Here is a 22,214-nt window from a genome sequence, read left to right as displayed (position 1 = left end):
AGAAATTGCCGGGGATGATAACGCGTCAGGCGAGCTCATCCCAGATGTAATCGCTGAACTTATCCAGCACGCTGTCGAGGTTGCCGTCAAAGGTGCGCTGTAACATTGGCTTACCACCGCGACGGTGGAAATTGCCGGTTTTGAAAACGTCGTCGTCGAGCACCACTTTCTCTTTTAGCGCCTGCGCTAAACGGTCGAGCCAGCTTATCTGCTCATCGCTCCAGTCGTTTTCGCCTTTGATGCGCGCCAGCGCGTGATCAACACGCTCGTCGAACGGTTTGAGCGCATCGCCCACTGCCGCACGACGGATATGGCCGATCAGCCGGGCGGCGATATCCTGATTGCGCGTTGCTTTCCACGCGCCACGCAGGGACGACTCTTCAAAATGCTGGCGGTCAAACCACTCCTGCAATTCCACCAGCCCTTTACGGGTGAGGTCGCGCGGGCGATTGATCACCGCCTGAAGCGCGGGCTGGCCGTTCGGGGCATGCTGTACCAGCGCATCGAACGCTTCGAGGAAATCCTGCGGCGTGTCGTAGTCACCGTACAGCGATTTGACGGTCACCACCTCATCGTCAATATCGAGGAAGATAGGCGCGTCGCGCAGGGCGTTGATATCGGTTTTCAGCCTTTCCAGCCGGGCGATAAAGCCGGGGAGCTTATTGAAAATCTCTGCGCTCCAGTGCGGCCCTTTTTCCCGCAGGCGGGAAGCCAGGCCACCGAAGTTGACGCCCGCGGCATCCTGACACAATTCGTCCAAACGGCGAACCTGCTTATCCACCGCTTCGCTGCGATCGCGGTTATAGGCGGCGAGGCCGATAATCCGCTGCAGCTTGGCGACCAGCTGTTCATGGCTGTGTTCGGCAAAACTGCGACCATCCGCTTCAACGGTTTTGTAGGTTTCTGAGTCGGTAATTTCATTGACCAGCGTTTGCAGTTCCACCTGCGGACGCACAACCACCGGGCGCATGGTGTCGACGCTTTCCAACGAGCTGTAGATATCAACACAGTCGAAAATCTTAAAGCTGGTTTTCCCTACTGACGGGCACAGACGCGTGGCACGGCCCTTCATCTGCTCGTAGAGAATGCGGCTTTTGACTTTGCGCAGAAACACAATATTACAGATAGACGGAATATCCACGCCGGTAGTCAGCAGATCGACGGTAACCACAATATTGGGTAGCCGCTCTTTGTTGAAGCGGACGATCATGCTTTGCACTTTCTTCGCGTCTTTATCGGCATCACCGGTGATCTTGATAATGGCGTCGTGTTCAAGCTGCGGAAACTTTCTCTTAAACGCGGTGCGCAGCTCGTCAACCACCATGTCGGCATGGGCGTTGGTGACGCAGAACACCAGCGTTTTTTGCTGGCCGGTGGGATCCAGGTATTTGGTGAGCTCACCGCATACCGCACGGTTAAACGCCGGGATCACTAGGCCGCGGTTAAAATCGGCGACCTCAAAATCCTGATCGTCAGCCAGCGTGTCGTTGATCAGCTCGCCTTGCGGGTTCAGGCGTTCCACCTGTTCACCTTCTGATAGATAAACTCCATCCTGCGCGTTGCGGGTGACGATCTGAATAGGGGGATCCTGGTCAATCAGGTAGCCATCGATCACCGCCGTACGGTAGGTGTAGCGGTATACTGGTTCGCCGAAAATATCAACCGTGTGCAGGGCTGGCGTGGCGGTCAGGGCAATTTTTACCGCGTCGAAGTGGTCGAGAATGCGACGGTAGGCGGAAACGTAATCCAGCTGGCTACGGAACTGCAGCTCGCCTTCGGTCTGCTCTTTATCAAGAATGTAGCCGCGGTGTGCTTCGTCAACCACGATACAGTCGTAGCGGCCAACCGGCATCGGTTCATCGGATTGCAGCGTACGCTTGACCAGAGACTGAACCGTAGCGACGTGAATTTTGGTGCTGTCTTCCGGGAATTTGTCGGTCAAGCCTTTGATATCGAAAATGCTGTTAAAAGTGTCGCCGTTAATCCGCGTATCTTCGAACGATCCCAGCGCCTGCTCGCCGAGCGAGCGACGGTCGACCAGAAACAGGATGCGTTTGAAACGTTGCGACTGGATCAGGCGGAACATCAGGGCGATGGCGGTACGGGTTTTACCGGTACCGGTCGCCATCGCCAGCAGGATCTCTTGTTGGCCGTTAACAATGGCCTTCTCTACCGCGTGAACGGCATCCTCCTGGTAATAACGCAGGCCCAGTTCGCTCATTCCGGGGTTATCGGCAAACCACCGATTCTGTTTTTGCGGGTCACTGCCCAGCATATCCACCAGCTCTTCCGGGCGATGCCATTCCGGCAGCGCTTTCGACATATTGGTGGTGTGGCGGACGTCGCGATACCAAATACCGCTTTTGGTCTTCATCGCCGCGCGATATTCACGCCCGTTGGTGGAGTAGCAAAAGGGGATTTTAAAACGCTGTGTGCCGCTGGTATCTTGCCAGCTGATTTCGTAAACCGGTAGGGCTTCGTGTATATCGTCGGGGGTAAATTGCTCCAGAAGCGTATCGCGCAAAAACGCATTATCGAAATATTTACTGTATCGATAAGCCTCATTCAGCTTGCCGGGAACATCAATATTTTTACGTTTTGCTTCGACAACGGCGATGGGCTTGAGGCCAACGAACAGAACATAATCCGCAAATCCTTGCTTACCCGTTTCATCTACGCCCGTAGGCCATTCGGCAATCGCTTTATTGATACCCGGTTCCGGGCGAGCACCTTTGGCAAAGCGCAGCATTTTACTATCCGCCTGCCAACCCGCTTTACGTAACTGAGCGTCAATCAGGAAGCGACTCTCCTCTTCATTGAGATTCAGTGTACGCTTGACGGCCTGGTCGGTAATTTCTTTATGGTAGGCTTTTCTTTCCTGTTCCGTGAGCTTAGCCAGCTTCGCATTTTTCTCAGCTAACTGCGCTTCCAGAGCTGAGAAACGAGCCAATGTCTGTGCTTCAGTTTCCTGCTGCTTACCTTCAAGAATGGCAATATAGCCGTTCAGAGCAATCAGTTTCTGCTGCTGTGCTTCGAGTTCAGCCTGACTGAGTGCTTTCTCACGTGACTGCTCTTCTAGCTTTTGTTTTAACGTCAGTACTTCCTGACGGTAAAGATTTTCTCCGCGCTCCGGTAAAACAAAAACAGGCACAGGGAAGTCATAATCTTTCGTAACCAAACGGTAGTACCAGACCCCCAGCCGAAAACCCAGCCGTAAGCACATCTGCGCGTCATCAAGATCGTTATGGTATTCGTGGACAGCCTGGTTACCAATACGACGTAATTTATGAAAAACGGAAAGAATGCTGTCGTCAACGAAGGCAATTTTGCCAAGCTCACGCAGGAGTTCGTGCTGATTTTCACAGGGAGGAATGTCCAACAGCAGGCCAAGATGTTTTGCCGTCGCTTCGCCAAACATACGCATTTTTACCAGCGCAGTATTGGGATCATCCGGGTAGTTATTTTCCGCCGCGCATGCGATGGCATAGGTGAAATCGTTCACGCCCTTCAGGAACTCAAAATTGGATTTATTCATCATTGTTATGCAGGCCTGCGCATACATTTTAGGAACATAATTTTTACTTTAACTTTCTGAAGCTTCCCGAGCAATGACCAAAATCACAGCAAGTTAATCAATGATGGAGAAAGTTTGGGGTTCGTTACAGCAGATGAGCGATATTTAAACCATGCGGGATATGCATACATTCCTTTTCCAGGTAAAGCGGAAAGCGTCAGGCTAAGACAAATAACCTTTCAAAATCACCGGAAAGCTTATGCACAAATATGACAATTATCGAATGAGAATATATTCTGTTCTATACTTATAAGAAATTTGATATTGGCTGAATCAGATTGTCTTCCGTTGAAAGGAAAACTTTACGTGTATTTCAGACACAAAAAAAGCCGCCCTTAAGCGACTTTGATTTGCATCTTTATGGTGCGAAGGCCGGACTCAAATCACAACTTAAGCAACTGAAATACAATAACATTCACAACAATCATAAGTAATATGCCCCCTTTTGTGCCCCCAACGATTTTTTTGAACATATCAAACTTAGCTATTTGATATTGCTACCAAATTCAAGATTAACGCCCTATTCGGTTAGGATCCGAAATCCGGATCCTAACCGGGACTCAATGCCACAAAAAAAGTTTTTTTGCATTTTACTGTTCACACTGTTCACCTCAGTTATTTCTCATTTTATATCATGAAGTTAAGTGGTGATGAGTTGGTGAAGGGTGAACAGTCGACTCTTCACCTTTGTTCGTTTTGCTCGTTCTGGCTGCGCCCGGTCAGGCAATACACGGGGGGTATAAAAAGTTTTTTCCGGTTTTACTGTTCACACTGTTCACCTTTGATTTTTTATCAATAATTTCATAGTGATACAGGGTGAATATACGGTGAAGGGTGAACAGTGGAGTGTTCACCTTATGACAATGGCCGGAAAGAAAAAGACCGGCTGTTGCCGGTCTGGAGTGGGTTATGTCGCTGCAGGTTCGTCGCATTTCGGCAGCCAGTCGCCGTAGCTTTCCTCTTTCAGCGACAGATTGGTCTGTATCCCCAGCTTTGTGTGCCGCTTCTCATAATTCAGGCCGTACTCTTTCAGCATCATGGGCAGCCCCAGCCCGAACATTTTCAGGCTGAGCACGTTCCTGTACCCGTTGGCCTCCATATAGGCCAGATACGCGTGATAGAGATACTTACGGTAATTACGCGGGACAATGCTGGCATTGCCCATAAACATCCCGTTAGTCTGCGGCAGCATTTCCAGATAGCCGCAAAAATCAAACGTCGGGTCTGCGTCGCGCTTGATGCTGAGCGCCTCGTCGGAGTTCTGCTGCGACTGGAGCAGTGCGCGCGCTGCCATCGGGTCGCTGAATTTCTGCATAAGCTGGCGCACGATAACGGCCAGCTCGCGCGCAATTTTATCCCTGAGCTGCGGGTCGCGTTCCTCCGGGGCAATCTGCTCCGGGAAATGAATAATCACCCGGCGACGCGACACACCGCCACTGCGGTCGGTGAAGCGCATTGGGTTATTGTTCACGGCCAGAATCACCGCCGGGATATGCGTTGAGTACGGATTCTGGTATTTCGGGTCAACCGAGACCGCATCGCCGCCGGTGATGGCCTTCAGCCCTGCACCGTCACCGCTCCATTTTTCCTGGTCAGGCAGACGTATCAGCGAGAAGCCAATCAGGGATGCACGTTTACGCGGGTCTTCCAGCGTGTCGATGTCGGCCGACGTGGCGTTATCTTCCCCGGCAAGCAGGGTCGCGATTTCGGCCAGAATACTTTTGCCGCTGCCACCCGGACCGGTGACTTCGAGAAAGAGCTGCCAGTCGTAGCGGTTCGCCAGCACCATAAACAGCGCGGCCAGAATCACGTCGCGTTTTTCTGGTCTGCTACCGGCAGCACGGTCGAGCCAGCGCCAGAAATTCGGGGCATGGGTTTCCAGTGTTTCGCCTTCCACCGGCGGGGTAAAATCCACGTCGCACAGCGTGCGCAGCCAGTGCGATTTACTGTGTGGGCTGAACAGGCCGCTTTGGGTATCGAGTACCCCGTTGCGAAAACCAATCAGACGGCGTGCCGGTGCGGCCTGCTGAGGAATAATCAGCTTCAGCGTCTCCACCACTGAGGTGATTCTCCCCGACGAGAACGGGGCGCGCAGGCGCTGGAAAAGCCCGGCTACGTCGCGTTCGAAACTGGACGGCTGAACGACTTTCCATATCCCTGCTTCATAACGGGACAGGAGCTGGCCGTTCGCATCCACCGCCAGCGCTTCGCCGTAATGCTCATGCACCCGCAGAGCCTTGTCGCTGGCGCTCATGGCGGTAAATTCCGCCTCGCTCATGGTGTCGAACGGGCTTTGTGCCGGTGGCCGGATGGCGTCATAAATCGCTTTTCGGGTGGCCTCCCCGCCATTCTGCATAAACGCATCATTCCAGTCACCGAACACCGGCGGCAGGGCGACAATGCCCTCACAGGCTTCTGCGGCCGCGGCGGCTTTTGTCTGACCATCGCCGTTAAGGTCACGGTCAGCAGCGAGGACAATCTGACAGGCCGGGTGTTTCTGACGGGCAAGGCTCGCCAGAGAAAGGAGGTTCACGGACGACAGCGCCACCATGACGGTTTCGCCGGTCAGGTGATGCACGGTGAGCGCGGTTGCATAGCCCTCTGCAATCCACAGGCGTTTTCCTGCCTGTTTTTTCCCTTCGATAGTGTGGCACGCCCCTTTTACCGTCCCGCCTTTCAGGGTGCGTTTGAGCCCCTCAGAACTGATAAGCTGAAGGTTAACCAGTGCGCCGGTATCGTCATACAGCGGGACAACCACATCACCGGCGCGGAACGTCAAGCCGCCGGTTTTATGCATGACCGACAGTACCGGACATTCCCGGTCAGGGAAGCCCTTGCGGGTCAGATAGACGTTGCCACTGGCCGTGCGGGTTTTCTCCATCAGTCTGACGGCCAGCGCGGCGGCCGCTTTACGGTCAGCTTCGGTTTCAGCCTCTGCGGTCGCAATCACTTCCGGGGCAACCGGCGGCAGGTTGCCGGTCACGGCGTTCACCTTCCCGGCAGCCTCTGATGCGGTCATGCCGAACACCTTCTCAACCAGCTTAAGCCCGTCACCCGCACCGCACTGGTTACAGAACCATGTGCCGCGCCCCTCTTTATCGTCAAAGCGGAAGCGGTCAGAGCCGCCGCACACCGGACAGGCCTGATGCCGGTTTTTAATGACCTTCACGCCCAGCGCCGGGAGAATGCGCGGCCAGTGGCCGCACGCCTGTTTTACAGTTTCCGTTACGTTCATTTTCATCGTTATTTTCTCCCTCAGTGCATAACAGGCGATGTGATATGACGGGCACAGAGTTCATCCATCACGGCGAGTCCCAGAAAGGACAGCGACGGGGTTGCCTTGAGCGGTCCGGCTTCCATTAAATCTTCCAGCAGCGCACAGGCAATCTGGCGGCCTTTTTCCTCGCCGTGCTGGCGCAGGTAGAAGCCCTCCAGCTCGGCGGCAATGGCGCTTTCCAGCGCGTCGAGGGTGAGGTGCGGGTAGCGGCGCTGGCGTTCGCATACCGTCAGCCATGCACAGGCCACGGCGCGACGATACAGCGCGGCGCGTAATACGGGGGGTAATGGCTTTTTCATACGTTATCCTCCCCGGTCAGCCAGCGCTTTTTGCAGCGCTCGACCACGCCGTCGAGCTGGGCGGTCATGAGGTAAATCACGGAGGTGAGCTGCAACTGCTGCGCCGGGTCGCGACAAACGGAGGTTGAGTCCTGCACCTTCATCAGCTCGTCAACGAGCTGGCCGAGATTACGCATATGCTCAAGGCACTCGATATCATGAGGGGTGATAAGGGTCTGTTTCATGGTCGCACCTCCGTAACCGGCAGGCGGCCAGCGAACGACAGAACGTAGTCGCGAACGAGGGACAGGCGTGCGGCGTGTTCATCACCGGCAACGGTGCGGAGCATACAGATACGGGGTTTACGGTCTGCGCGACGAACGGCGGCAAACACAAAGACAAACTGCGAATGTGACGGGGTGAGGGTCGTAGCCATGATGGCAGCCTCCATTGAGTAGCGGTTAACGCCACCACCGGAGTTCTCACGCTCGGGTGGTAGCCCAGACGGGGGTGAGAAACCGGCCTCAATGGGTACCGGCCAGCCCGAAGGCTGCCCCGCCTGAGCCACCATTACGCAGATACAGCAACGGCTCAAGAACCGATGCGTAAACAACAGGTGCACATAGGCATAGACACAAAAAAAGACGCATGGCGCGTCCGGTGTCGCCACTGAGTAACTCGGGTTCTCACGCCCGGCTGCCGATTTTGCGACAGCGGGAAAACTATACCTGGAAACAGCGACAGGAAGCAAGCCAGAAAAAGGGGCTGTTTGCTGAACGGTCATCATCATGCCACATAACCCCGGTTGCGCTCGGCAATGCGATCTGCCATCCATGCGGTGATTTCAGACTGCGCCCACGCCACGTTTTTTCCGCCCAGGCTGATTTGTTTCGGGAAAGCCTCCCGGCTGATGAGGTCGTAAATGGTCGACCGGGACAGACCGCACAGATGCATCACTTCGGGCAGGCGGATAAAGCGTTCCTGAACGGCATCAGAGACCGGCATCATCGGGGCTGCAGGGGCAGAAGACGGGGAAGAAAAAGCGGTGTGCATCGGGCTACCTCATAAAGTCCATACTGTGCCGGTCGTGTCCGTCCGGCCTCGGGTAGCTCTCTATTTTGTGAATATTTACCCTCAGGGCAACAAGTCTTTTACGGACGATTTTGCATCCAGACCGTTGATTTATCGAATGTGGCAAACCCGTGGCAACTGCTGGCAATCAGTGGCAATTGATGGAAAACCCATGATTACTTTTACTGATTAAAACTTCCTGTATTGACCGGAATAAAATATAAAAGCCCTGAGATAAGCCAGAACGGCAGGTGAACAGTGGTGAACAGACGGTGAACAGTCAGACCTGCAACTGTTCACCCTTTAACTTACTGTATTATTTATATTTTTATTTATGGTGAACAGTGGTGAATAGTTATCAGTAAAAAAACAAACGATGAGTAAGGTTTTGCTGAGACCTTTCTCTGGCAAGCCGGGTTTTGAGTGCTGTTTGTGCCAGAACTGCCACAACTGCAATGAATCGAGATGTTGTGTGATGAAGGGCAGAATCATTTCAGGTTGAACACACGGAGAGCCTGAACATGAAACCCGAAACAGTCATTACCGCCCTGCAGAATGTAGCCGCTCAACAGTCAGCAGAGAGCAGCCAGCGCATCACCGACAAGCTGAGCGCATTCACTGCGGCCAGAGACACGCACGCGGCCAGCATGCAGGAACTGAAAGAGATTGATACGTCCATTGAACGCTGTAAGCAGGAGCGGCAGACCGCCCTCAGTGAGAGTGCAGAGGCGGAGCAGGACTGGCGCAGTCGCTTCCGCAACCTGCGCGGCAGTCTCACCCCTGAAATGAAAGCTGAGCACAGCAGGCGTATCGCCAGTCGCGAGCTGGCCGACGAGTTCACCGGCCTGATTGCGGAGCTGGAAACCGACCGGACACGCGCCATGCTGAGTGCCTGCTCCACCGCCAGTAAATACCTGTCAGCGCATGATGATGCCTTTACCGCTTATGCCGGTGCGGAATGGGCTCAGGCGGTCAACACGCTCTCCGTCGCGCTCATCCGCGCTTTCCTGCTGCGTGTTCGTGCCCTCGAAATGCAGGGTGACAGCGCACCGCAGTCCGTGGCCACCGGCGAGCTGCGCGATGCGCTGAGCCGTCAGGGCAGCCTGTATCACTTCGATATGAAGCAGGAGCCGGTATTGTCCGTGACGGGCATGCACCGGCCGCAGATTAACGGTGTCGATATGGAGCTGTTACGCAGCCCGGCGAAGAGAATGATGCTCGCCAGAAAACTGGCTGATAATGGCGAGACAAAAGCGGAGGTATAAGCATGTTTCACTGCCCGTTCTGCAAAACCAGTGCGCACGCCCGCACCAGTCGCTATCTGTCTGAGAACGTCAAACAGCGCTATCACCAGTGCGTGAACGTCGAGTGCTCGGCAACCTTCCGTACGCTTGAATCCGTTGACGGGATTATCCGTTCACCGGTTACTGAGCCGGTTATCCCTGTACCCGCACCGGCGGCCACCGTTAACCGTGCCGGTGCGTGAGCACGGCCAGACATCAGGAGAGATATACGTGACCACACTGACGCTACAGAAAGCCTTTGAGGCCTGTCAGGCAAATAAATCCGCATGGCTGCAATGCCGGGATGAACTGAAGCAGGCCGAACAGGCATACCGAGAACAGCTTGCCGGTAACGGCCACAGCGGCCGGAGCCTGCAAACCCTGCGCGAAATTATCGACGTGAAAAAGTGGGAAATAAATCAGGCTGCCGGGCGTTATATTCGCTCGCATGAGGAGGTGCAGCGAATCAGCATCCGTAACCGTCTGAATGATATTATGCAGGCACATGGCGCGGAGCTGGCCGCCGCCCTTGCCCCGGAGCTGATGAATTATTCCGGGCAGCATTCCGCCATTCAGCGCTGCGCCATGCAGCACTCACTCGACTATCTGCGTGAGGCGCTGCAGGTCTGGCTGGCCGCCGGTGAAAAAATTAATTATTCGGCGCAGGATAATGACATTTTAACGGCCATCGGATTCAGACCTGACGCGGCTTCACGCGATGATAATCGTGAAAAATTCACACCCGCACAGAACCTGAATTACACCCGCCGACGCGCAGAGCTGGCCGCGCAGTAGTCCTTTCAAAAATTCACGAAAATCCCGCCTTTTCCCCTAAAAAAGCCATGCATGCATAAGGTGCATGGTTTTGCATGCGTTTTACCGATACTGGAACCCCCGCCAGCGCCAGCACTGGCGCGCCCTGAGGCCGGTCATGCACCTGCATTAAAAGCGCCCCCTTAAGCGGGCAGGCGTGGCGGGGAGAGCATTGCGCGCTGACGACCAAGTATTTTTTTCTCCATGTGTAGAATTGGCTACGCAATTGACTTTGAAAATCATAAATTGCAAGATCGATTAATAAACACTGATGATGCATAAGGTTATGCTGTGACTCTTAATAAGAAACTATTGCAGATTGAATACTTAAATGAAATTGCAAGTGAGATAAAAAATAGCCAGTCCGAAGAATTTATAAAAAACAAACTTGGTTATTTACTAGAATTTTACGATTTACTCAATTTTTCATTTAGCTATGAAACCCCATACTTCCGTGCAAGAAAAACCATTGATGGGAAACCGTACGTATCTACCAGTGATACTTACTACCCACCCAATAATTTGACAAGCGCCGGTAGATTAAACGAGAGAGGCGATTCATTTCTTTATTTAAGCATGTCGCTTGACACCGCACTTTCAGAGATTAATGCAACAGATGGAGATATAATTCAAGTCTCTGCATATGTAACAAAAAGAAAATCATTAACACTTGGTGTAATTGGTGAGTTTTATCGATCATCAAGAGGCTCAGCAAGTCTTTTAGATAAGACCCACTCATTCAAAATATCTAATTTCGTTCGCGAATTAAGCCTCAAAGATAGAGGTTTGGCGCTTTCATTTCTATACACAGATCTGTTTTTTGATGAACTCCTTCGTTCTCCAAATGCAGTTAAAAATGAATACCTACATTCTAGGGTGTTATCTAAATTAATTTTCGAAAAGTATCCTTTTCTTGATGGGTTGATTTATCATAGTGTTGCAAGTGAAGCAAACTTTAATTTAGGACTACCTAATAAAAAGGCTGACTCCGCTGTTGCTTTAACAAGCACAATGCTTATGAAAATCAAAAAACGATACCCGTACGGGTTATATGACATTGAAGCTTATAAAATACCAATAGAAATAAAAAGAAATGGAGACATAATATGGGAGTGATTAATTTCAATGACCGACAGTCTTTAATTGGAAAATTAAATATAGATTTATGTGGATTTAAATTTCTTCAACTTTTCGAGAGTAGGATGAACTTTTATCTGTGCAATTTTAATTGTAAATCCTAGGTTCTCCAGTGATTTCACGGTGTTTTTCAATGTTATCTTGGAAAACAATGGAAGTTTATTAGGTATAGCCCTGTTGATGGCAATTGCATAAATAACCACGAATTTTTGAGTATCAGGTCTCTTGTTGACATCCGTTAGTTTAATTTCATCTGGAAGTAATTTATTTAATTTTGCACGAAACCCTGGATCGCTTACAAATAGCTCTAGAGATACATAGGCTTGAGCAAATAAATGACTTAATGTGCTTGAACTTCTGTAATATTTTACATGAATAAACTCACATCCTTTACGTAAAACATCTGCAAATTCAAACTTGCTCCCCCGTCCTCCATGATGAATTAGTTTTTTATCCAAAATTAGACAATCATCTAGGCTTTCACAAACAAACTTATTATATTGATCTTCACGCTCATGGTTATACAGGGGCAACTCAATTTCATATGGGATGATATTTTTTAATGATCTATCAACAGATGCGACAAAATCGACATTAACTGTATACCAAGTACCATTCCTAAGAATATAGAGCTCGTCATTACTAGTAACTTCTGCATATAAGCAATTATATGCAGACCATGAATCAAAGGTGGTTTCATTCTCTTTAATAATATGTATATTAGTTCTTTTTAAAGAATCACAGCTTAAAGTTTGCCCAGTAGATACGATGTAGTCTTTGAGAACATCAAATGATAATGTTTGGTGTATCGGCGCTCGCGAGGAAACACGACCAATAATATATCCAATTTGCAAAGACCAATCGACTAATTCAGGCTCACCTATCCAAAAATCTTCACTTTTATTTTCATCAATCAAATAGTCATTGAGCTCAAGCTCAAGCACTTCACATAATGTTTTATCTTTTATTTTGCTAATATTATCAATCCATTCAAATTCTTTGGGCAGTTTGCTTTTGAACTTCTTCAATGCTTCATCTAGAATGCTTCGGATGGAGTTAATGCCTAGTGGTGGCACAATCGTCAGAGAATCCTTACCAGTGACAATTTCGCCAAATATTTCAACATTAGATTTTCCTGTTAGAGTAGATAATATTTCCAATTCGGAATCTATATTAAGCGACGATATATCAACTTCTTTAGCTGATTGGTTTCGTGTATTTAATGGCGTATCTTGATAGTTGCTTTTATCAAGACTTTTTAACTTATCAGGATCAACTGAATTCAGCGTTACTCTCAACCCAAAATCTCTTTCTATACTATCTTTCTTTACCTTGTGATGACCGCCACCAAAGGTCATGAGAAAGATATATCCGTCGAAAGATAAAACTATTACAGCGGTTTCACTCTGACACTTTGAAAAATCCTCATAGCTAACATTACTTTGAGAGCTAATGATATAATTAACCCAATCAGGATATTTGGCAGGTTTAGGCTGGTGAATATATATATAAGATTCAGTGCCAGGTATATCCAAAGGTATTGCCCGCTTCATCCTATCAAGATCAAGTATATGATTATGGTCAATGATCCCCTTTTTAACTAGAAATATAGATAATCTCTGTTTCATTGTCATACCTTCCTTGACCATGTCAACTATCGATTATATCATCAGAAAAAAAATGTCAATAAAGAGTTAAATTGCCAATGAAAAAATGTGATCCATCTAAAAAACAATTACAACTTAAGTGAAATTTTGGTGATTTGACGAAAGTTACAAAATCATTTGGAACTCAAATAATTTTTACCCTATAACTTTGCAAAATCATAAGGCCCTATGTGATTCCCCTGATTCGCATCAAGATAATCAGCCCACCACTGTACCATTAACCTTCGTTCATCCAGATGCTCAGATGTGTGGATATAAGCTGCACGTACGTTATTCCGCTCCGAGTGACTCAACTGCCGCTCTATAGCGTCATCGCTCCATAACCCTGACTCACCGAGCGCACCACGCGCCATCGTCCTAAAACCATGCCCACAAACTTCAGTTTTTGTATCATACCCCATCGCTCGCAAAGCGCTATTTACAGTGTTTTCACTCATTACCTTCGTGGCGTCGTGATCCCCCGGAAAAAGCAGCTTTTTATCCCCACTTATCTGCTTTAACTGGTTTAGCAAAATCATCGCCTGCCGGCTAAGCGGAACGATATGCTCCTCTTTCATCTTCATCCCACGGTACGAGTAACGCACACCTTTAATTTCTTCTCGTTTTGCAGGTACGCGCCAGAGAGATTTATCGAAGTCGAACTCATCCCAACGCGCGAAACGTAACTCACTGGAACGCACAAAAGTGAGTAAAGAAAGCTCGACTGCGATCCGCGTCATTACACGGCCACGATATGCTGCAAGACGAGCAAGAAACTCAGGGAATCGGCTAGAGGGTAAAGCGGGGTAATGTCGCGCTTTGGTTGTCGAAAGCGCACCGGCCATATCACTGGCTGGATTTGAGTCGATGTAATCGTTCTGTACGGCATAACGCATAATGGCCGTAACACGCTGTTGCAGGCGCTGAGCAACATCATGCTTACCACTGGCATCAACTTTTTTAATCGGGGCTAACAGGTGACTAGTTTTGAGCTGGCGAATGTCGGACGAACCAATATGAGGGAAAATATAAAGCTCAAGATAGCGAAGTACACGCGATCGATGATCTTCACTCCAGCGCTTGTTACTAGCATGCCATTCACGAGCGATAGTTTCGAATGTATATGCCCCCGAATTCTCGGCCTGAGCCTCTTTCTGTTCTGCTTTAGGGTCAATGCCCTGCACTAACAGCTTTTTGGCTTCATCGCGCTTTGCCCTAGCCTGAGCCAGAGTCACGGTAGGCCAGACACCAAAAGCGAGGCGATCTTCTTTTTTGTCTGAGGGGCGTCTGTATTTCATGCGCCAGTATTTAGCACCCTTGGCCGAAACCTCGAGATACAAACCGCCGCCATCGGCCAATTTGTAGGTTTTGTCTTTTGGCTTTGCGGTCTCGACCTGTCTGGCGTTGAGCTTCATTTGGGGGCACATTTCTAATCGAAGTTAAGATGCCCCCAATTATGCCCCCAATAACATCCGGATTTCAACGGACTATCTCGGACAACTCAGGACGTTAAAATCGCTGCAAGCATTGATTTTAAAGGGATAATTGGACATTCTCGGATGGTCTTGGAAATGCTAATGGTGCCGAAGGCCGGACTCGAACCGGCACGTATTTCTACGGTTGATTTTGAATCAACTGCGTCTACCGATTTCGCCACTTCGGCACTGAAGGGGATGCGGAAACGTTGTGGATTATACCTGTCGCGCGCCGCCATGCAAGCGGCGACACGCTAAACCCGCGCTAAGTGCCCAAAAAACCAGCGCCCTTCATCAATCCAGCTCCGAAACCGCCAGCCGAATCACCCTCGCCGCCTTCTGCTCCGGCAGCGCCAGCACCTTCGCCCACATCTCCTGCACCATATTGCAGGAGAGCTTCTCTTTGCCCACCGCGTTCTCCGGCATCTGCAGCAACTGGATGTCCTCGCCGTACTTATCGGCAAGTTCCTTCATAATGGGTCGGACATCCACGATAGCCGCCTCGCGTTCGGCCGGGGTCACGGTGTGGCTGTTTTTGCCGTAGGCTGCGCGCATCATGTCGGCGTCGGCCTGCATACGGCGGGACATCATCTGTTGATCGAGCACGCGCATCGGGTTGACGCCGCCTTTCACCGCTGGGTAGAGGAAGCGGAAACAGGCGTCGTCACTCACCTTCTGGATGGCGGCAGTCTGCTCCATGTTGACCTTCATATATTCCACCACGTTGGCGTCCGGGGCATGCTGCAGGCGTGACATCTGCAGGGTCAAAATCTGCGGCTGGATGACGTCGATAATGTGCTGTTCAGACTCGCCCGCTTTCTGCATGGTGAGAATCTGCTCGCGGATGCGTTTCTGGAACGCGGGTTCCTGCTCTTTAATCACCTGCCAGGCGGGCATCGTGTTGAGGGTGGTATCAAGCTGCTGTTCGGGGGTGCGCTGCATACGCTGTTTGTCGAAGTACACCCAGAACGCCACGGCGGCGGCCGCGACGACGACAATGACAATACGGGTCCACGTTTTATTCATCTCGCATCCTTATCCTTGAGTTGTGCCGGTTTACACCGGCACGCCACTGTGGAAGCGAAACTCGTTGTCCGGTGTCGAGATAAGTGTGGCTTCAATTTCGCCAAAAAGCTTTATGCGAGGTGAGATATCGTTATCGCTCACCTGCTGGGCCAGCGTCAGGTAGTCCTGATAATGGCGCGCTTCCGAGCGCAGCAGCGAGAGATAGAACTTCTGCAAATCATCGTCGAGGAACGGGGCCAGCGCGGCGAAGCGTTCGCAGGAACGGGCTTCGATGTACGCGCCGCAGATCAGCTTGTCGATCAGCGTCAGCGGTTCGTGAGTGCGTACTTCTTTCAGCATTCCTTTGGCGTAGCGGCTGGCGGCGATTTTGACGTACTGAATGTCGCGCGCCAGCATCGCCTCGCGCACCTGCCAGAAGTGGTGCAGCTCCTCTTTGATCAGCAGCACCATGCTGTCGATAAGCGCCTGGCCCCACGGGTCGTCGGTTTTGGGCATCACGCTTTTGCCAATCTGCTTGTGCAGGGCGATGAAATCCGGCTCCGGGCCGTCGCGGAAGGTGAACAGTTCGTAGGGTTTGAGCCAGTCGAGCAGCGCGTCAGCACCGCTTTCGTCGGCAACGTATTTACGCACCAGCAGCAGCGCGGTCTGGGCGGCCTTGAGCTCGCACACCATGTGGTCGGTGAGCAGCAGCGGCAGGTTCGCCGGGTCACGGGCTTTATCAATCCATGCTTGCGGGGTCGGGCACTGGAGGAAGTTGAGTACGGGGGCGAGTATCTGCGGGTAATCCATGTTTAAACCTTGAAAGCGGCAGCATGCACTGCCGCTTGAACGCTATTAGTGACGCACGCCGTCGTCGTCTTCGTCGATGTAATCTTCGTCGTCGCCTTCTTCGCCGTCTTCACCGTTTGGATCTTCGAAGTAGGTTCCCCAGCCGTCGTATTCCACGTCGAACTTCTCGGCCAGGTTCATCAGCTGTTCAACCTGTGCGTCGATAAGCTCCGCCTTCAGCGCGCCTTCGCTCAGGATGTCGCAGCAGATGACGGTGTCGCCCTCTTCCACTTCCAACTCTTCCGGCTCGGTCACTTCGTAACCCAGTTTGAAGGCTTCCACCGCCATTTTTTCCAGCGCGTCGAAATCATCCGCAGAGAAATGGTGCTCGATGGTGTACAGCGCGTCCGGATCGCTACCGTCTTCCAGCAGCTCTTCAATAATCAGACGCGTCTCTTCGCGTTGCTCTTCCAGGTGTTCCGGGTTTGCCATGGCTCAATCCTCTTTAAAGTGCGGCAGATACTTCTATTTTCACACACGGACGTGTTTGCCTCCACCTTTGTGAGAAAGATTTGTTAAACGGGGTTGCAAATGAATAATTACACATATAAAGTGAATTTTAATTCAATAAGTGGCGTTCGCCATGTGAGGATAAAATGTCTGATTTGTACAAGAAACACTTTCTGAAATTACTCGACTTTACCCCTGCACAGTTCACTTCTCTGCTGACTCTTGCCGCACAACTCAAAGCCGATAAAAAAAATGGCAAGGAAGTACAAAAGCTTACCGGTAAAAACATCGCGCTCATCTTCGAAAAAGACTCAACCCGTACACGATGCTCTTTCGAAGTTGCCGCATTTGACCAGGGCGCACGCGTCACGTATTTAGGGCCGAGCGGCAGCCAGATTGGGCATAAAGAATCAATTAAAGATACCGCACGCGTGCTTGGCCGTATGTACGATGGCATTCAGTACCGTGGTCACGGTCAGGAAGTGGTTGATACCCTGGCACAGTATGCGGGCGTGCCGGTGTGGAACGGGCTGACCAACGAGTTCCACCCGACGCAGCTGCTGGCGGACCTACTGACCATGCAGGAGCACCTGCCGGGCAAAGCGTTTAACGAGATGACGCTGGTTTATGCAGGCGATGCGCGCAACAACATGGGCAACTCGATGCTCGAAGCCGCGGCGCTGACCGGGTTGGATCTGCGTCTGGTGGCCCCAAAAGCCTGCTGGCCGGAAGAGAGCCTGGTGGCAGAGTGCAGCGCGCTGGCCGCGAAGAACGGCGGGAAGATCACTCTGACGGAAGATGTGGCAGCAGGCGTGAAAGGCGCGGACTTCATCTACACCGACGTATGGGTGTCGATGGGCGAAGCCAAAGAGAAGTGGGCGGAGCGGATTGCGTTGCTGCGGAGCTATCAGGTGAATAGCCAGATGATGGCGCTGACCGGCAACCCGAACGTGAAGTTCCTGCACTGTCTGCCGGCGTTCCATGACGACCAGACTACCCTCGGCAAGCAGATGGCGAAAGAGTTCGATCTGCACGGCGGGATGGAAGTGACGGACGAGGTGTTTGAGTCGGCGGCGAGCATTGTGTTCGACCAGGCGGAAAACCGGATGCATACGATTAAGGCGGTGATGGTGGCGACGCTTGGGGAGTGATTGGGTCCTCTGCGCGCTGGTGCCCTCACCCCAGCCCTCTCCCACGGGGAGAGGGAGAACACCCAACCCGTAGGCCCGTGCAAGCGTAGCGCCGCCGGGCGAATCAGGCGGCGCTGCGGCCTGATGCCCTCACCCCGGCCCTCTCCCACGGGGAGAGGGAGAAAACCCGGCCTGTAGGCCCGTGCAAGCGAAGCGCCGCCGGGCGAATCAGGCGACGATGCGGCCTGATGCCCTCGAGAGGGAGAACATCGGCTCCATTTCATTGATTTTTCACCCCGAAAAAGGTACGTTTTCGCCTTAATTCCAGCGTGGACATACCAGCATTATGCCGATTATTCAGTCTGTTGAACGTGCGTTGCAGATCCTCAACCTGTTCAACGAGCAGGCCACCGAGCTTAAGATCACCGACATTAGCAAACTGATGGGGCTGAGCAAGAGTACCCTCCACTCGCTGCTGAAAACCCTGCAGCTTCACGGCTATATCGATCAGAACCCGGAGAACGGTAAGTATCGCCTCGGCATGAAGCTGGTCGAGCGCGGTCATTTTGTCGTGGGCTCCATCGATATTCGTCAGAAGGCGAAAGGCTGGCTGACGGAGCTGTCCCAGCGGACCGGGCAGACCACCCACCTGGGGATCCTGGACGGGCGTGAAGGGGTCTATATCGAGAAGATTGAAGGCAAGCTGGCCGCCATCGCCTATTCGCGCATCGGCCGCCGCCTGCCAGTTCATGCCACCGCCATCGGCAAGGTGTTGATTGCCTGGCTGGGCGAGCCCGAGCTGAACGCCCTACTGGAGGGCTATCAGTACACCACCTATACCCCATCCACTCTTGCCTCTCGCGAAGCCTTAATGAGCGCCCTGGCGCAGACCCGCGAGCAGGGTTTTGCCCTGGACCGTGAAGAGAACGAGCAGGGCGTGCGCTGCGTGGCAGTGCCGGTGTGGAACCACGAGTCCCGCGTCATCGCCGCCCTGAGCCTGTCGACGCTGACCTCCCGCGTGGACGACGCCGAGCTGGCTAATTTCCGCGAGCAGCTTCAGCAGGCCGGGCTCCAGCTCTCACGCGCGCTGGGCTACCCGGCCTGAGCCGTTAAACCGGCTCGTAGGTGAAGTAGTCGAAGTCCGCATAGCAGCCGTCGCCGCTGATGTCCTCGCAGTGCAGCCCCACAAACGCGCCGGTGAAGAAGCCGCGCCCGCCGATGTAGTCATCCGACAGTTTCCACGCCTCATACGTTACCGGCACGGCGTGCCACGTCTCGCCGTCGAACGAGTAGCTGTAGCGGTAGACCAGCGTATCCACGTCCACGCGCAGCCAGACGCTCTCCGCATGTTCCGGCACCGGAATCGGCTGCTCATGCAGCGGCCACGACGGCACGTTGTGGTCGAGCTGAATAACCTTGATGGTTCTGCCCTGCCCCTCCTCGTAGTCCACAAAGCAGTAGCTCCAGTTTTTGCTGTTGTAGTAGCAGGTCAGCCCCGCGCTCTGCTGGAAGTGGACCGGCGAGAACTGCATCCGCGTTTCTGAGCGGAAAGCGAAGTGCTGCCAGCGGCGCGCCACGGTCGACTGGGTGAAGGTCGAGTTGAGCGAGTCGTTGCCGTAGAGCCGTAAGTAGCCCGGCCGCACGGTGAGCGAGCCGAGGGTGTCGTCGAACGGAATGCGCAGGGTCTGCAGCTCCGGGTCGAGCGAACCGGAGTCAAAATCTTCCCGCCAGTTGCCCTGAACGGCAGCGGGCTGTTCCACCACCTGTGGGCCTTTTACGGTCAGCTGCGCGTGCTTGCCGCCTTCCACGTACGGCCAGCCGTCGCGCCACTCAATGCGGGCGATGCCGGTCTCGCGCCCCAGCGGGCAGTAGCCACGCCCGCCGGAGGCCAGCAGCGGCACGCCGGGCAGGCGCAGCGGGCGGCTGGTGAGGTAGGCCATGTACCATTCTCCCGTATGGGTCTGCAGCAGCGAGCCGTGCCCGCTCTTCTGCAGCGGGTTCTCCGGCAGGTGCCAGCTGGTCATCATCGTCACGTTCGGGTGCAGCTCGTACGGTCCGTCGATGTTTTTGGAACGCAGCACCACGACGGCGTGCTCGTAGCTGGTGCCGCCCTCGGCGACCATCAGGTAGTACCATCCCGCGTGGCGATACAGGTGCGCCCCTTCGGTGTAGCAGAGCGGCGTGCCGGTAAACAGGGTTTTGCGCTCGGGCGAGAGCGTCCCGGTCTGCGGGTCAAACGCCTGCATCACAATGGTATTGTGCGGGTTGCTGTGGTGGCGCGGCCCCCACGGACGGTAGAGGTAATATTTGCGGCCATCGTCGTCGTGGAACAGGGACGGGTCGAACCCGCCGTTGCCCATCGGGATCGGCTCGCTCCATGGCCCCTCAATGGACGGCGCGGTGACGAGGAAGTTGCGGCCGTTTTTCCATGGCGAATCAACAATTTTCACGTCGGTGTAGAGCAGCCAGAATTTGCCGTCGGCGTAGCTCAGGCACGGCGCCCAGATACCGCCTGAGTCCGGGTCGCCCTTCATGTCCAGCATCGACACGCGGTCCAGCGGGGTGCTGACCAGCGACCAGTTTTTCAGGTCGCGGGAGTGGTAGATGCGCACGCCGGGGAACCACTCGAAGGTCGAGGTGGCGATGTAGTAGTCCTCGCCCTGGCGGCACAGGGACGGGTCCGGGTTGAAGCCGGTGAGTATCGGGTTAGTGATTTCCATGTTGCCTCCGGTTAATGGGATGCTGCTGTCGCAGCGTCGGGAACGACCTCGCCCTGCGCCGCGCGGTGCTTGATCAGCTGCTGGCTGATGGCCTCCACGCGGGCGTCGGTGAGCTTGTAGAACGACAGCATGATGAACATGCCCGCGTAGAGCACCACCGGCACCACGCAGAACAGAATTTTGATGGTGGTCAGCACCTCGACCGGCTGCACGCTGCTGCTGGCGGAGTAGTTCACATACGCCAGGATCCAGCCCACCACCGCTCCGCCAATCGCCAGGCCAATCTTCAGGCTGAACAGGTAGGTGGAGAACACCAGCCCGTCGAGGCGGCGACCGCTGCGGCTCTCCTCGTAGTCCACCACGTCAGAGGCCATCAGCCACTGCAGCGGCGTGGTGGTGTTGAAGACGAACAGGAACAGAATGTTGAGGGCAAAAATCAGCGCGATGTGCTCGGCCGGGGTGACGAAAATCAGCAGACTAATCAGAGAGTAGGCGACGATGATCCACTTGAAGGCGGTGACGCGGTCGAAGCGCCCCAGCAGGCGGGAGGAGCAGAGCGAGCCGAACATAGTGGCGAGGCTGCCGTAGAGTAAGAACTGGGTCGCCATCTCCGGGTGATCCATCACGTATTTCACGAAATAGAGCGTCGCCCCGCCGCGCACCACGTTGGAGCAGGTCGCCATCATCTTGAACGCGCACATGATGCGCCACTGGCCGTTGCCCAGCAGCAGCTTAAGATCTTTCGCCACCGACGAGCCCGGCTGCACCTCAAAGGTGTAGCGCTCTTTGGTGGTAAAGAAGCAGACGTAGAGCAGCACCACGCCGCTCAGGCCCAGCACGCACATGGCACCGAAATAGCCCACCTGCTCGTTCCCTTTACCGATGATGCTCACCAGCGGCAGCGCGATGCCGCTGATGGCGAGCGAGCCCGCCGCCGCCAGGAAGAAGCGCCAGGACTGCAGGGCGTGACGCTCTTTCGGGTCGGCGGTGATGACGCCCGGCATGGCGCAGTACGGGACGTTAACGAAGGTGTAAACCAGGGTCAGGAGAATGTAGGTTACGCAGGCGTAGATGATCTTGCCCTGCGCGGAAAAGTCCGGCGTGTAGAAGGTCAGCACGCAGACGATGCCGAACGGGATGGCGCCCCACAGCAGGAATGGGCGGAACTGGCCGTGCCGCGTGCGGGTGCGGTCTACCAGCAGCCCCATCAGCGGGTCGGTCACGGCGTCGAGCACGCGGGAGACCAAAAACAGCGTGCCCATAATCCCCGCCGACAGGCCGAAGACGTCGGTGTAGAAGTAGGCCAGCAGGAACATCGTAGCCTGCCAGACGAAGCCGCAGGCGGTGTCACCCAGCCCGTAGCCAATTTTGTCTTTCATGGTTAATTGCGTCATCAGAATTACACCCTTATGTAGTGTGCTGAATTACAACATCGTGTTAATGGAGTGTAATGAGCTGTTCAATTAACCAGCAATGGTCATATCTTATTTCTGAATTACGTTATTT

General features: G+C 53.3%; 21 protein-coding genes and 1 tRNA gene. 7 read left to right on the top strand and 15 right to left on the bottom strand.

Annotated features, from left to right (window positions below; all coding sequences use genetic code 11):
* Nucleotides 1-25: 25 nt before the first annotated feature.
* From hsdR to WB237_RS13890, 6 genes are all read right to left on the bottom strand, one after another.
* Complete coding sequence (gene hsdR, locus WB237_RS13915) at nucleotides 26-3,538, bottom strand: type I restriction-modification system endonuclease (protein WP_336213924.1); 3,513 nt, start codon at nucleotides 3,536-3,538, stop codon at nucleotides 26-28.
* Between the two features lie 943 nt (nucleotides 3,539-4,481).
* A complete protein-coding gene (locus WB237_RS13910) occupies nucleotides 4,482-6,815 on the bottom strand; it encodes a primase-helicase zinc-binding domain-containing protein (RefSeq protein WP_336213922.1) in 2,334 nt (777 codons plus the stop codon).
* 14 nt (nucleotides 6,816-6,829) lie between these two features.
* Nucleotides 6,830-7,150 carry a DUF5375 domain-containing protein gene (locus WB237_RS13905; RefSeq protein WP_038421034.1) on the bottom strand — a complete coding sequence of 107 codons (321 nt, stop codon included), beginning with the start codon at nucleotides 7,148-7,150 and terminating at the stop codon, nucleotides 6,830-6,832.
* Nucleotides 7,147-7,374, bottom strand: a complete 228-nt coding sequence (locus WB237_RS13900) for a hypothetical protein (protein ID WP_032983269.1) — start codon at nucleotides 7,372-7,374, stop codon at nucleotides 7,147-7,149. Before WB237_RS13900 ends, WB237_RS13905 begins: the two co-directional genes overlap by 4 nt.
* Nucleotides 7,371-7,919, bottom strand: a complete 549-nt coding sequence (locus WB237_RS13895) for a host cell division inhibitor Icd-like protein (RefSeq protein WP_094917773.1) — start codon at nucleotides 7,917-7,919, stop codon at nucleotides 7,371-7,373. Before WB237_RS13895 ends, WB237_RS13900 begins: the two co-directional genes overlap by 4 nt.
* Complete coding sequence (locus WB237_RS13890) at nucleotides 7,916-8,182, bottom strand: helix-turn-helix transcriptional regulator (RefSeq protein WP_176521520.1); 267 nt, start codon at nucleotides 8,180-8,182, stop codon at nucleotides 7,916-7,918. The genes WB237_RS13895 and WB237_RS13890 overlap by 4 nt, the downstream gene beginning before the upstream one ends.
* A 539-nt stretch (nucleotides 8,183-8,721) precedes the next feature.
* Between WB237_RS13890 and WB237_RS13885 the strand changes: the two genes are divergently transcribed.
* Genes WB237_RS13885 through WB237_RS13875 form a run of 3 tightly spaced genes read left to right on the top strand, consistent with a single transcriptional unit; the run spans nucleotide 8,722 to nucleotide 10,278 of the window.
* Nucleotides 8,722-9,465, top strand: a complete 744-nt coding sequence (locus WB237_RS13885; protein WP_336213917.1) for a capsid protein — start codon at nucleotides 8,722-8,724, stop codon at nucleotides 9,463-9,465.
* A gap of 2 nt (nucleotides 9,466-9,467) precedes the next feature.
* Nucleotides 9,468-9,686 (top strand): ogr/Delta-like zinc finger family protein, encoded by a 219-nt coding sequence (locus WB237_RS13880; RefSeq protein WP_014830132.1) that lies wholly within the window; start codon nucleotides 9,468-9,470, stop codon nucleotides 9,684-9,686.
* Nucleotides 9,687-9,714: 28 nt separating this feature from the next.
* Entirely contained in the window at nucleotides 9,715-10,278 is a 564-nt protein-coding gene (locus tag WB237_RS13875) for a phage polarity suppression protein (RefSeq protein ID WP_336213913.1), read from the top strand.
* Nucleotides 10,279-10,291: 13 nt separating this feature from the next.
* Here WB237_RS13875 and WB237_RS13870 read toward each other — a convergent pair whose 3' ends face one another.
* Complete coding sequence (locus tag WB237_RS13870) at nucleotides 10,292-10,576, bottom strand: hypothetical protein (protein WP_254925104.1); 285 nt, start codon at nucleotides 10,574-10,576, stop codon at nucleotides 10,292-10,294.
* An 11-nt stretch (nucleotides 10,577-10,587) separates the two neighbouring features.
* Between WB237_RS13870 and WB237_RS13865 the strand changes: the two genes are divergently transcribed.
* Nucleotides 10,588-11,412 (top strand): RES family NAD+ phosphorylase, encoded by an 825-nt coding sequence (locus WB237_RS13865; protein ID WP_094917765.1) that lies wholly within the window; start codon nucleotides 10,588-10,590, stop codon nucleotides 11,410-11,412.
* 47 nt (nucleotides 11,413-11,459) lie between these two features.
* On the opposite strand, the gene WB237_RS13860 is transcribed toward WB237_RS13865, so the two are convergent.
* The 6 genes from WB237_RS13860 to rraB all read right to left on the bottom strand — a co-directional run bounded on the left by WB237_RS13860 (nucleotide 11,460) and on the right by rraB (nucleotide 16,840).
* Entirely contained in the window at nucleotides 11,460-13,061 is a 1,602-nt protein-coding gene (locus WB237_RS13860; RefSeq protein WP_176463066.1) for a TIGR04141 family sporadically distributed protein, read from the bottom strand.
* Between the two features lie 179 nt (nucleotides 13,062-13,240).
* Complete coding sequence (locus WB237_RS13855; RefSeq protein ID WP_094917761.1) at nucleotides 13,241-14,494, bottom strand: tyrosine-type recombinase/integrase; 1,254 nt, start codon at nucleotides 14,492-14,494, stop codon at nucleotides 13,241-13,243.
* Between the two features lie 163 nt (nucleotides 14,495-14,657).
* A tRNA-Leu gene (locus tag WB237_RS13850) sits at nucleotides 14,658-14,742 on the bottom strand.
* A 106-nt stretch (nucleotides 14,743-14,848) separates the two neighbouring features.
* Nucleotides 14,849-15,580, bottom strand: coding sequence for a topoisomerase II (locus WB237_RS13845; RefSeq protein WP_336213903.1), 732 nt, complete (start codon nucleotides 15,578-15,580; stop codon nucleotides 14,849-14,851).
* A 30-nt stretch (nucleotides 15,581-15,610) separates the two neighbouring features.
* Nucleotides 15,611-16,369, bottom strand: a complete 759-nt coding sequence (miaE, locus tag WB237_RS13840) for a tRNA isopentenyl-2-thiomethyl-A-37 hydroxylase MiaE (RefSeq protein ID WP_336213901.1) — start codon at nucleotides 16,367-16,369, stop codon at nucleotides 15,611-15,613.
* A gap of 45 nt (nucleotides 16,370-16,414) precedes the next feature.
* A complete protein-coding gene (gene rraB / locus WB237_RS13835) occupies nucleotides 16,415-16,840 on the bottom strand; it encodes a ribonuclease E inhibitor RraB (RefSeq protein ID WP_025759886.1) in 426 nt (141 codons plus the stop codon).
* 99 nt (nucleotides 16,841-16,939) lie between these two features.
* Here rraB and argL point away from each other — a divergent pair, with 99 nt between their 5' ends.
* The 3 genes from argL (at nucleotide 16,940) to xynR (ending at nucleotide 19,093) form a co-directional block, all read left to right on the top strand.
* Complete coding sequence (gene argL / locus WB237_RS13830; protein ID WP_213014347.1) at nucleotides 16,940-17,035, top strand: putative translational regulatory protein ArgL; 96 nt, start codon at nucleotides 16,940-16,942, stop codon at nucleotides 17,033-17,035.
* The gene (argF, locus tag WB237_RS13825; protein ID WP_336213898.1) at nucleotides 17,005-18,009 is read left to right on the top strand and encodes an ornithine carbamoyltransferase; all 1,005 of its coding nucleotides are present in this window, start codon (nucleotides 17,005-17,007) and stop codon (nucleotides 18,007-18,009) included. Before argL ends, argF begins: the two co-directional genes overlap by 31 nt.
* 325 nt (nucleotides 18,010-18,334) lie before the next feature.
* Nucleotides 18,335-19,093, top strand: a complete 759-nt coding sequence (xynR, locus tag WB237_RS13820; RefSeq protein ID WP_336213895.1) for a DNA-binding transcriptional repressor XynR — start codon at nucleotides 18,335-18,337, stop codon at nucleotides 19,091-19,093.
* Nucleotides 19,094-19,097: 4 nt separating this feature from the next.
* On the opposite strand, the gene WB237_RS13815 is transcribed toward xynR, so the two are convergent.
* Nucleotides 19,098-20,708 carry a glycoside hydrolase family 43 protein gene (locus tag WB237_RS13815; protein ID WP_336213893.1) on the bottom strand — a complete coding sequence of 537 codons (1,611 nt, stop codon included), beginning with the start codon at nucleotides 20,706-20,708 and terminating at the stop codon, nucleotides 19,098-19,100.
* 11 nt (nucleotides 20,709-20,719) lie between these two features.
* Entirely contained in the window at nucleotides 20,720-22,102 is a 1,383-nt protein-coding gene (locus WB237_RS13810) for an MFS transporter (protein ID WP_181594292.1), read from the bottom strand.
* Nucleotides 22,103-22,214 lie beyond the last annotated feature (112 nt).

The organism is Enterobacter sp. P82, assembly GCF_037053385.1.
Lineage (GTDB): Bacteria > Pseudomonadota > Gammaproteobacteria > Enterobacterales > Enterobacteriaceae > Enterobacter.
The sequence above is the reverse complement of the archived record's forward strand: the minus strand, read 5'-3'. Positions and strand labels throughout refer to the sequence as shown.

Bases quoted from the DNA above. Each gene is read 5' to 3' on its own strand.
- hsdR (WP_336213924.1), bottom strand. From the start codon at position 3,538: ATGATGAATAAATCCAATTTTGAGTTCCTGAAGGGCGTGAACGATTTC.
- WB237_RS13910 (WP_336213922.1), bottom strand. From the start codon at position 6,815: ATGAAAATGAACGTAACGGAAACTGTAAAACAGGCGTGCGGCCACTGG.
- WB237_RS13905 (WP_038421034.1), bottom strand. From the start codon at position 7,150: ATGAAAAAGCCATTACCCCCCGTATTACGCGCCGCGCTGTATCGTCGC.
- WB237_RS13900 (WP_032983269.1), bottom strand. From the start codon at position 7,374: ATGAAACAGACCCTTATCACCCCTCATGATATCGAGTGCCTTGAGCAT.
- WB237_RS13895 (WP_094917773.1), bottom strand. From the start codon at position 7,919: ATGATGATGACCGTTCAGCAAACAGCCCCTTTTTCTGGCTTGCTTCCT.
- WB237_RS13890 (WP_176521520.1), bottom strand. From the start codon at position 8,182: ATGCACACCGCTTTTTCTTCCCCGTCTTCTGCCCCTGCAGCCCCGATG.
- WB237_RS13885 (WP_336213917.1), top strand. From the start codon at position 8,722: ATGAAACCCGAAACAGTCATTACCGCCCTGCAGAATGTAGCCGCTCAA.
- WB237_RS13880 (WP_014830132.1), top strand. From the start codon at position 9,468: ATGTTTCACTGCCCGTTCTGCAAAACCAGTGCGCACGCCCGCACCAGT.
- WB237_RS13870 (WP_254925104.1), bottom strand. From the start codon at position 10,576: ATGCATCATCAGTGTTTATTAATCGATCTTGCAATTTATGATTTTCAA.
- WB237_RS13860 (WP_176463066.1), bottom strand. From the start codon at position 13,061: ATGAAACAGAGATTATCTATATTTCTAGTTAAAAAGGGGATCATTGAC.
- WB237_RS13855 (WP_094917761.1), bottom strand. From the start codon at position 14,494: ATGAAGCTCAACGCCAGACAGGTCGAGACCGCAAAGCCAAAAGACAAA.
- WB237_RS13845 (WP_336213903.1), bottom strand. From the start codon at position 15,580: ATGAATAAAACGTGGACCCGTATTGTCATTGTCGTCGTCGCGGCCGCC.
- miaE (WP_336213901.1), bottom strand. From the start codon at position 16,369: ATGGATTACCCGCAGATACTCGCCCCCGTACTCAACTTCCTCCAGTGC.
- rraB (WP_025759886.1), bottom strand. From the start codon at position 16,840: ATGGCAAACCCGGAACACCTGGAAGAGCAACGCGAAGAGACGCGTCTG.
- argL (WP_213014347.1), top strand. From the start codon at position 16,940: ATGAATAATTACACATATAAAGTGAATTTTAATTCAATAAGTGGCGTT.
- argF (WP_336213898.1), top strand. From the start codon at position 17,005: ATGTCTGATTTGTACAAGAAACACTTTCTGAAATTACTCGACTTTACC.
- xynR (WP_336213895.1), top strand. From the start codon at position 18,335: ATGCCGATTATTCAGTCTGTTGAACGTGCGTTGCAGATCCTCAACCTG.
- WB237_RS13815 (WP_336213893.1), bottom strand. From the start codon at position 20,708: ATGGAAATCACTAACCCGATACTCACCGGCTTCAACCCGGACCCGTCC.
- WB237_RS13810 (WP_181594292.1), bottom strand. From the start codon at position 22,102: ATGACGCAATTAACCATGAAAGACAAAATTGGCTACGGGCTGGGTGAC.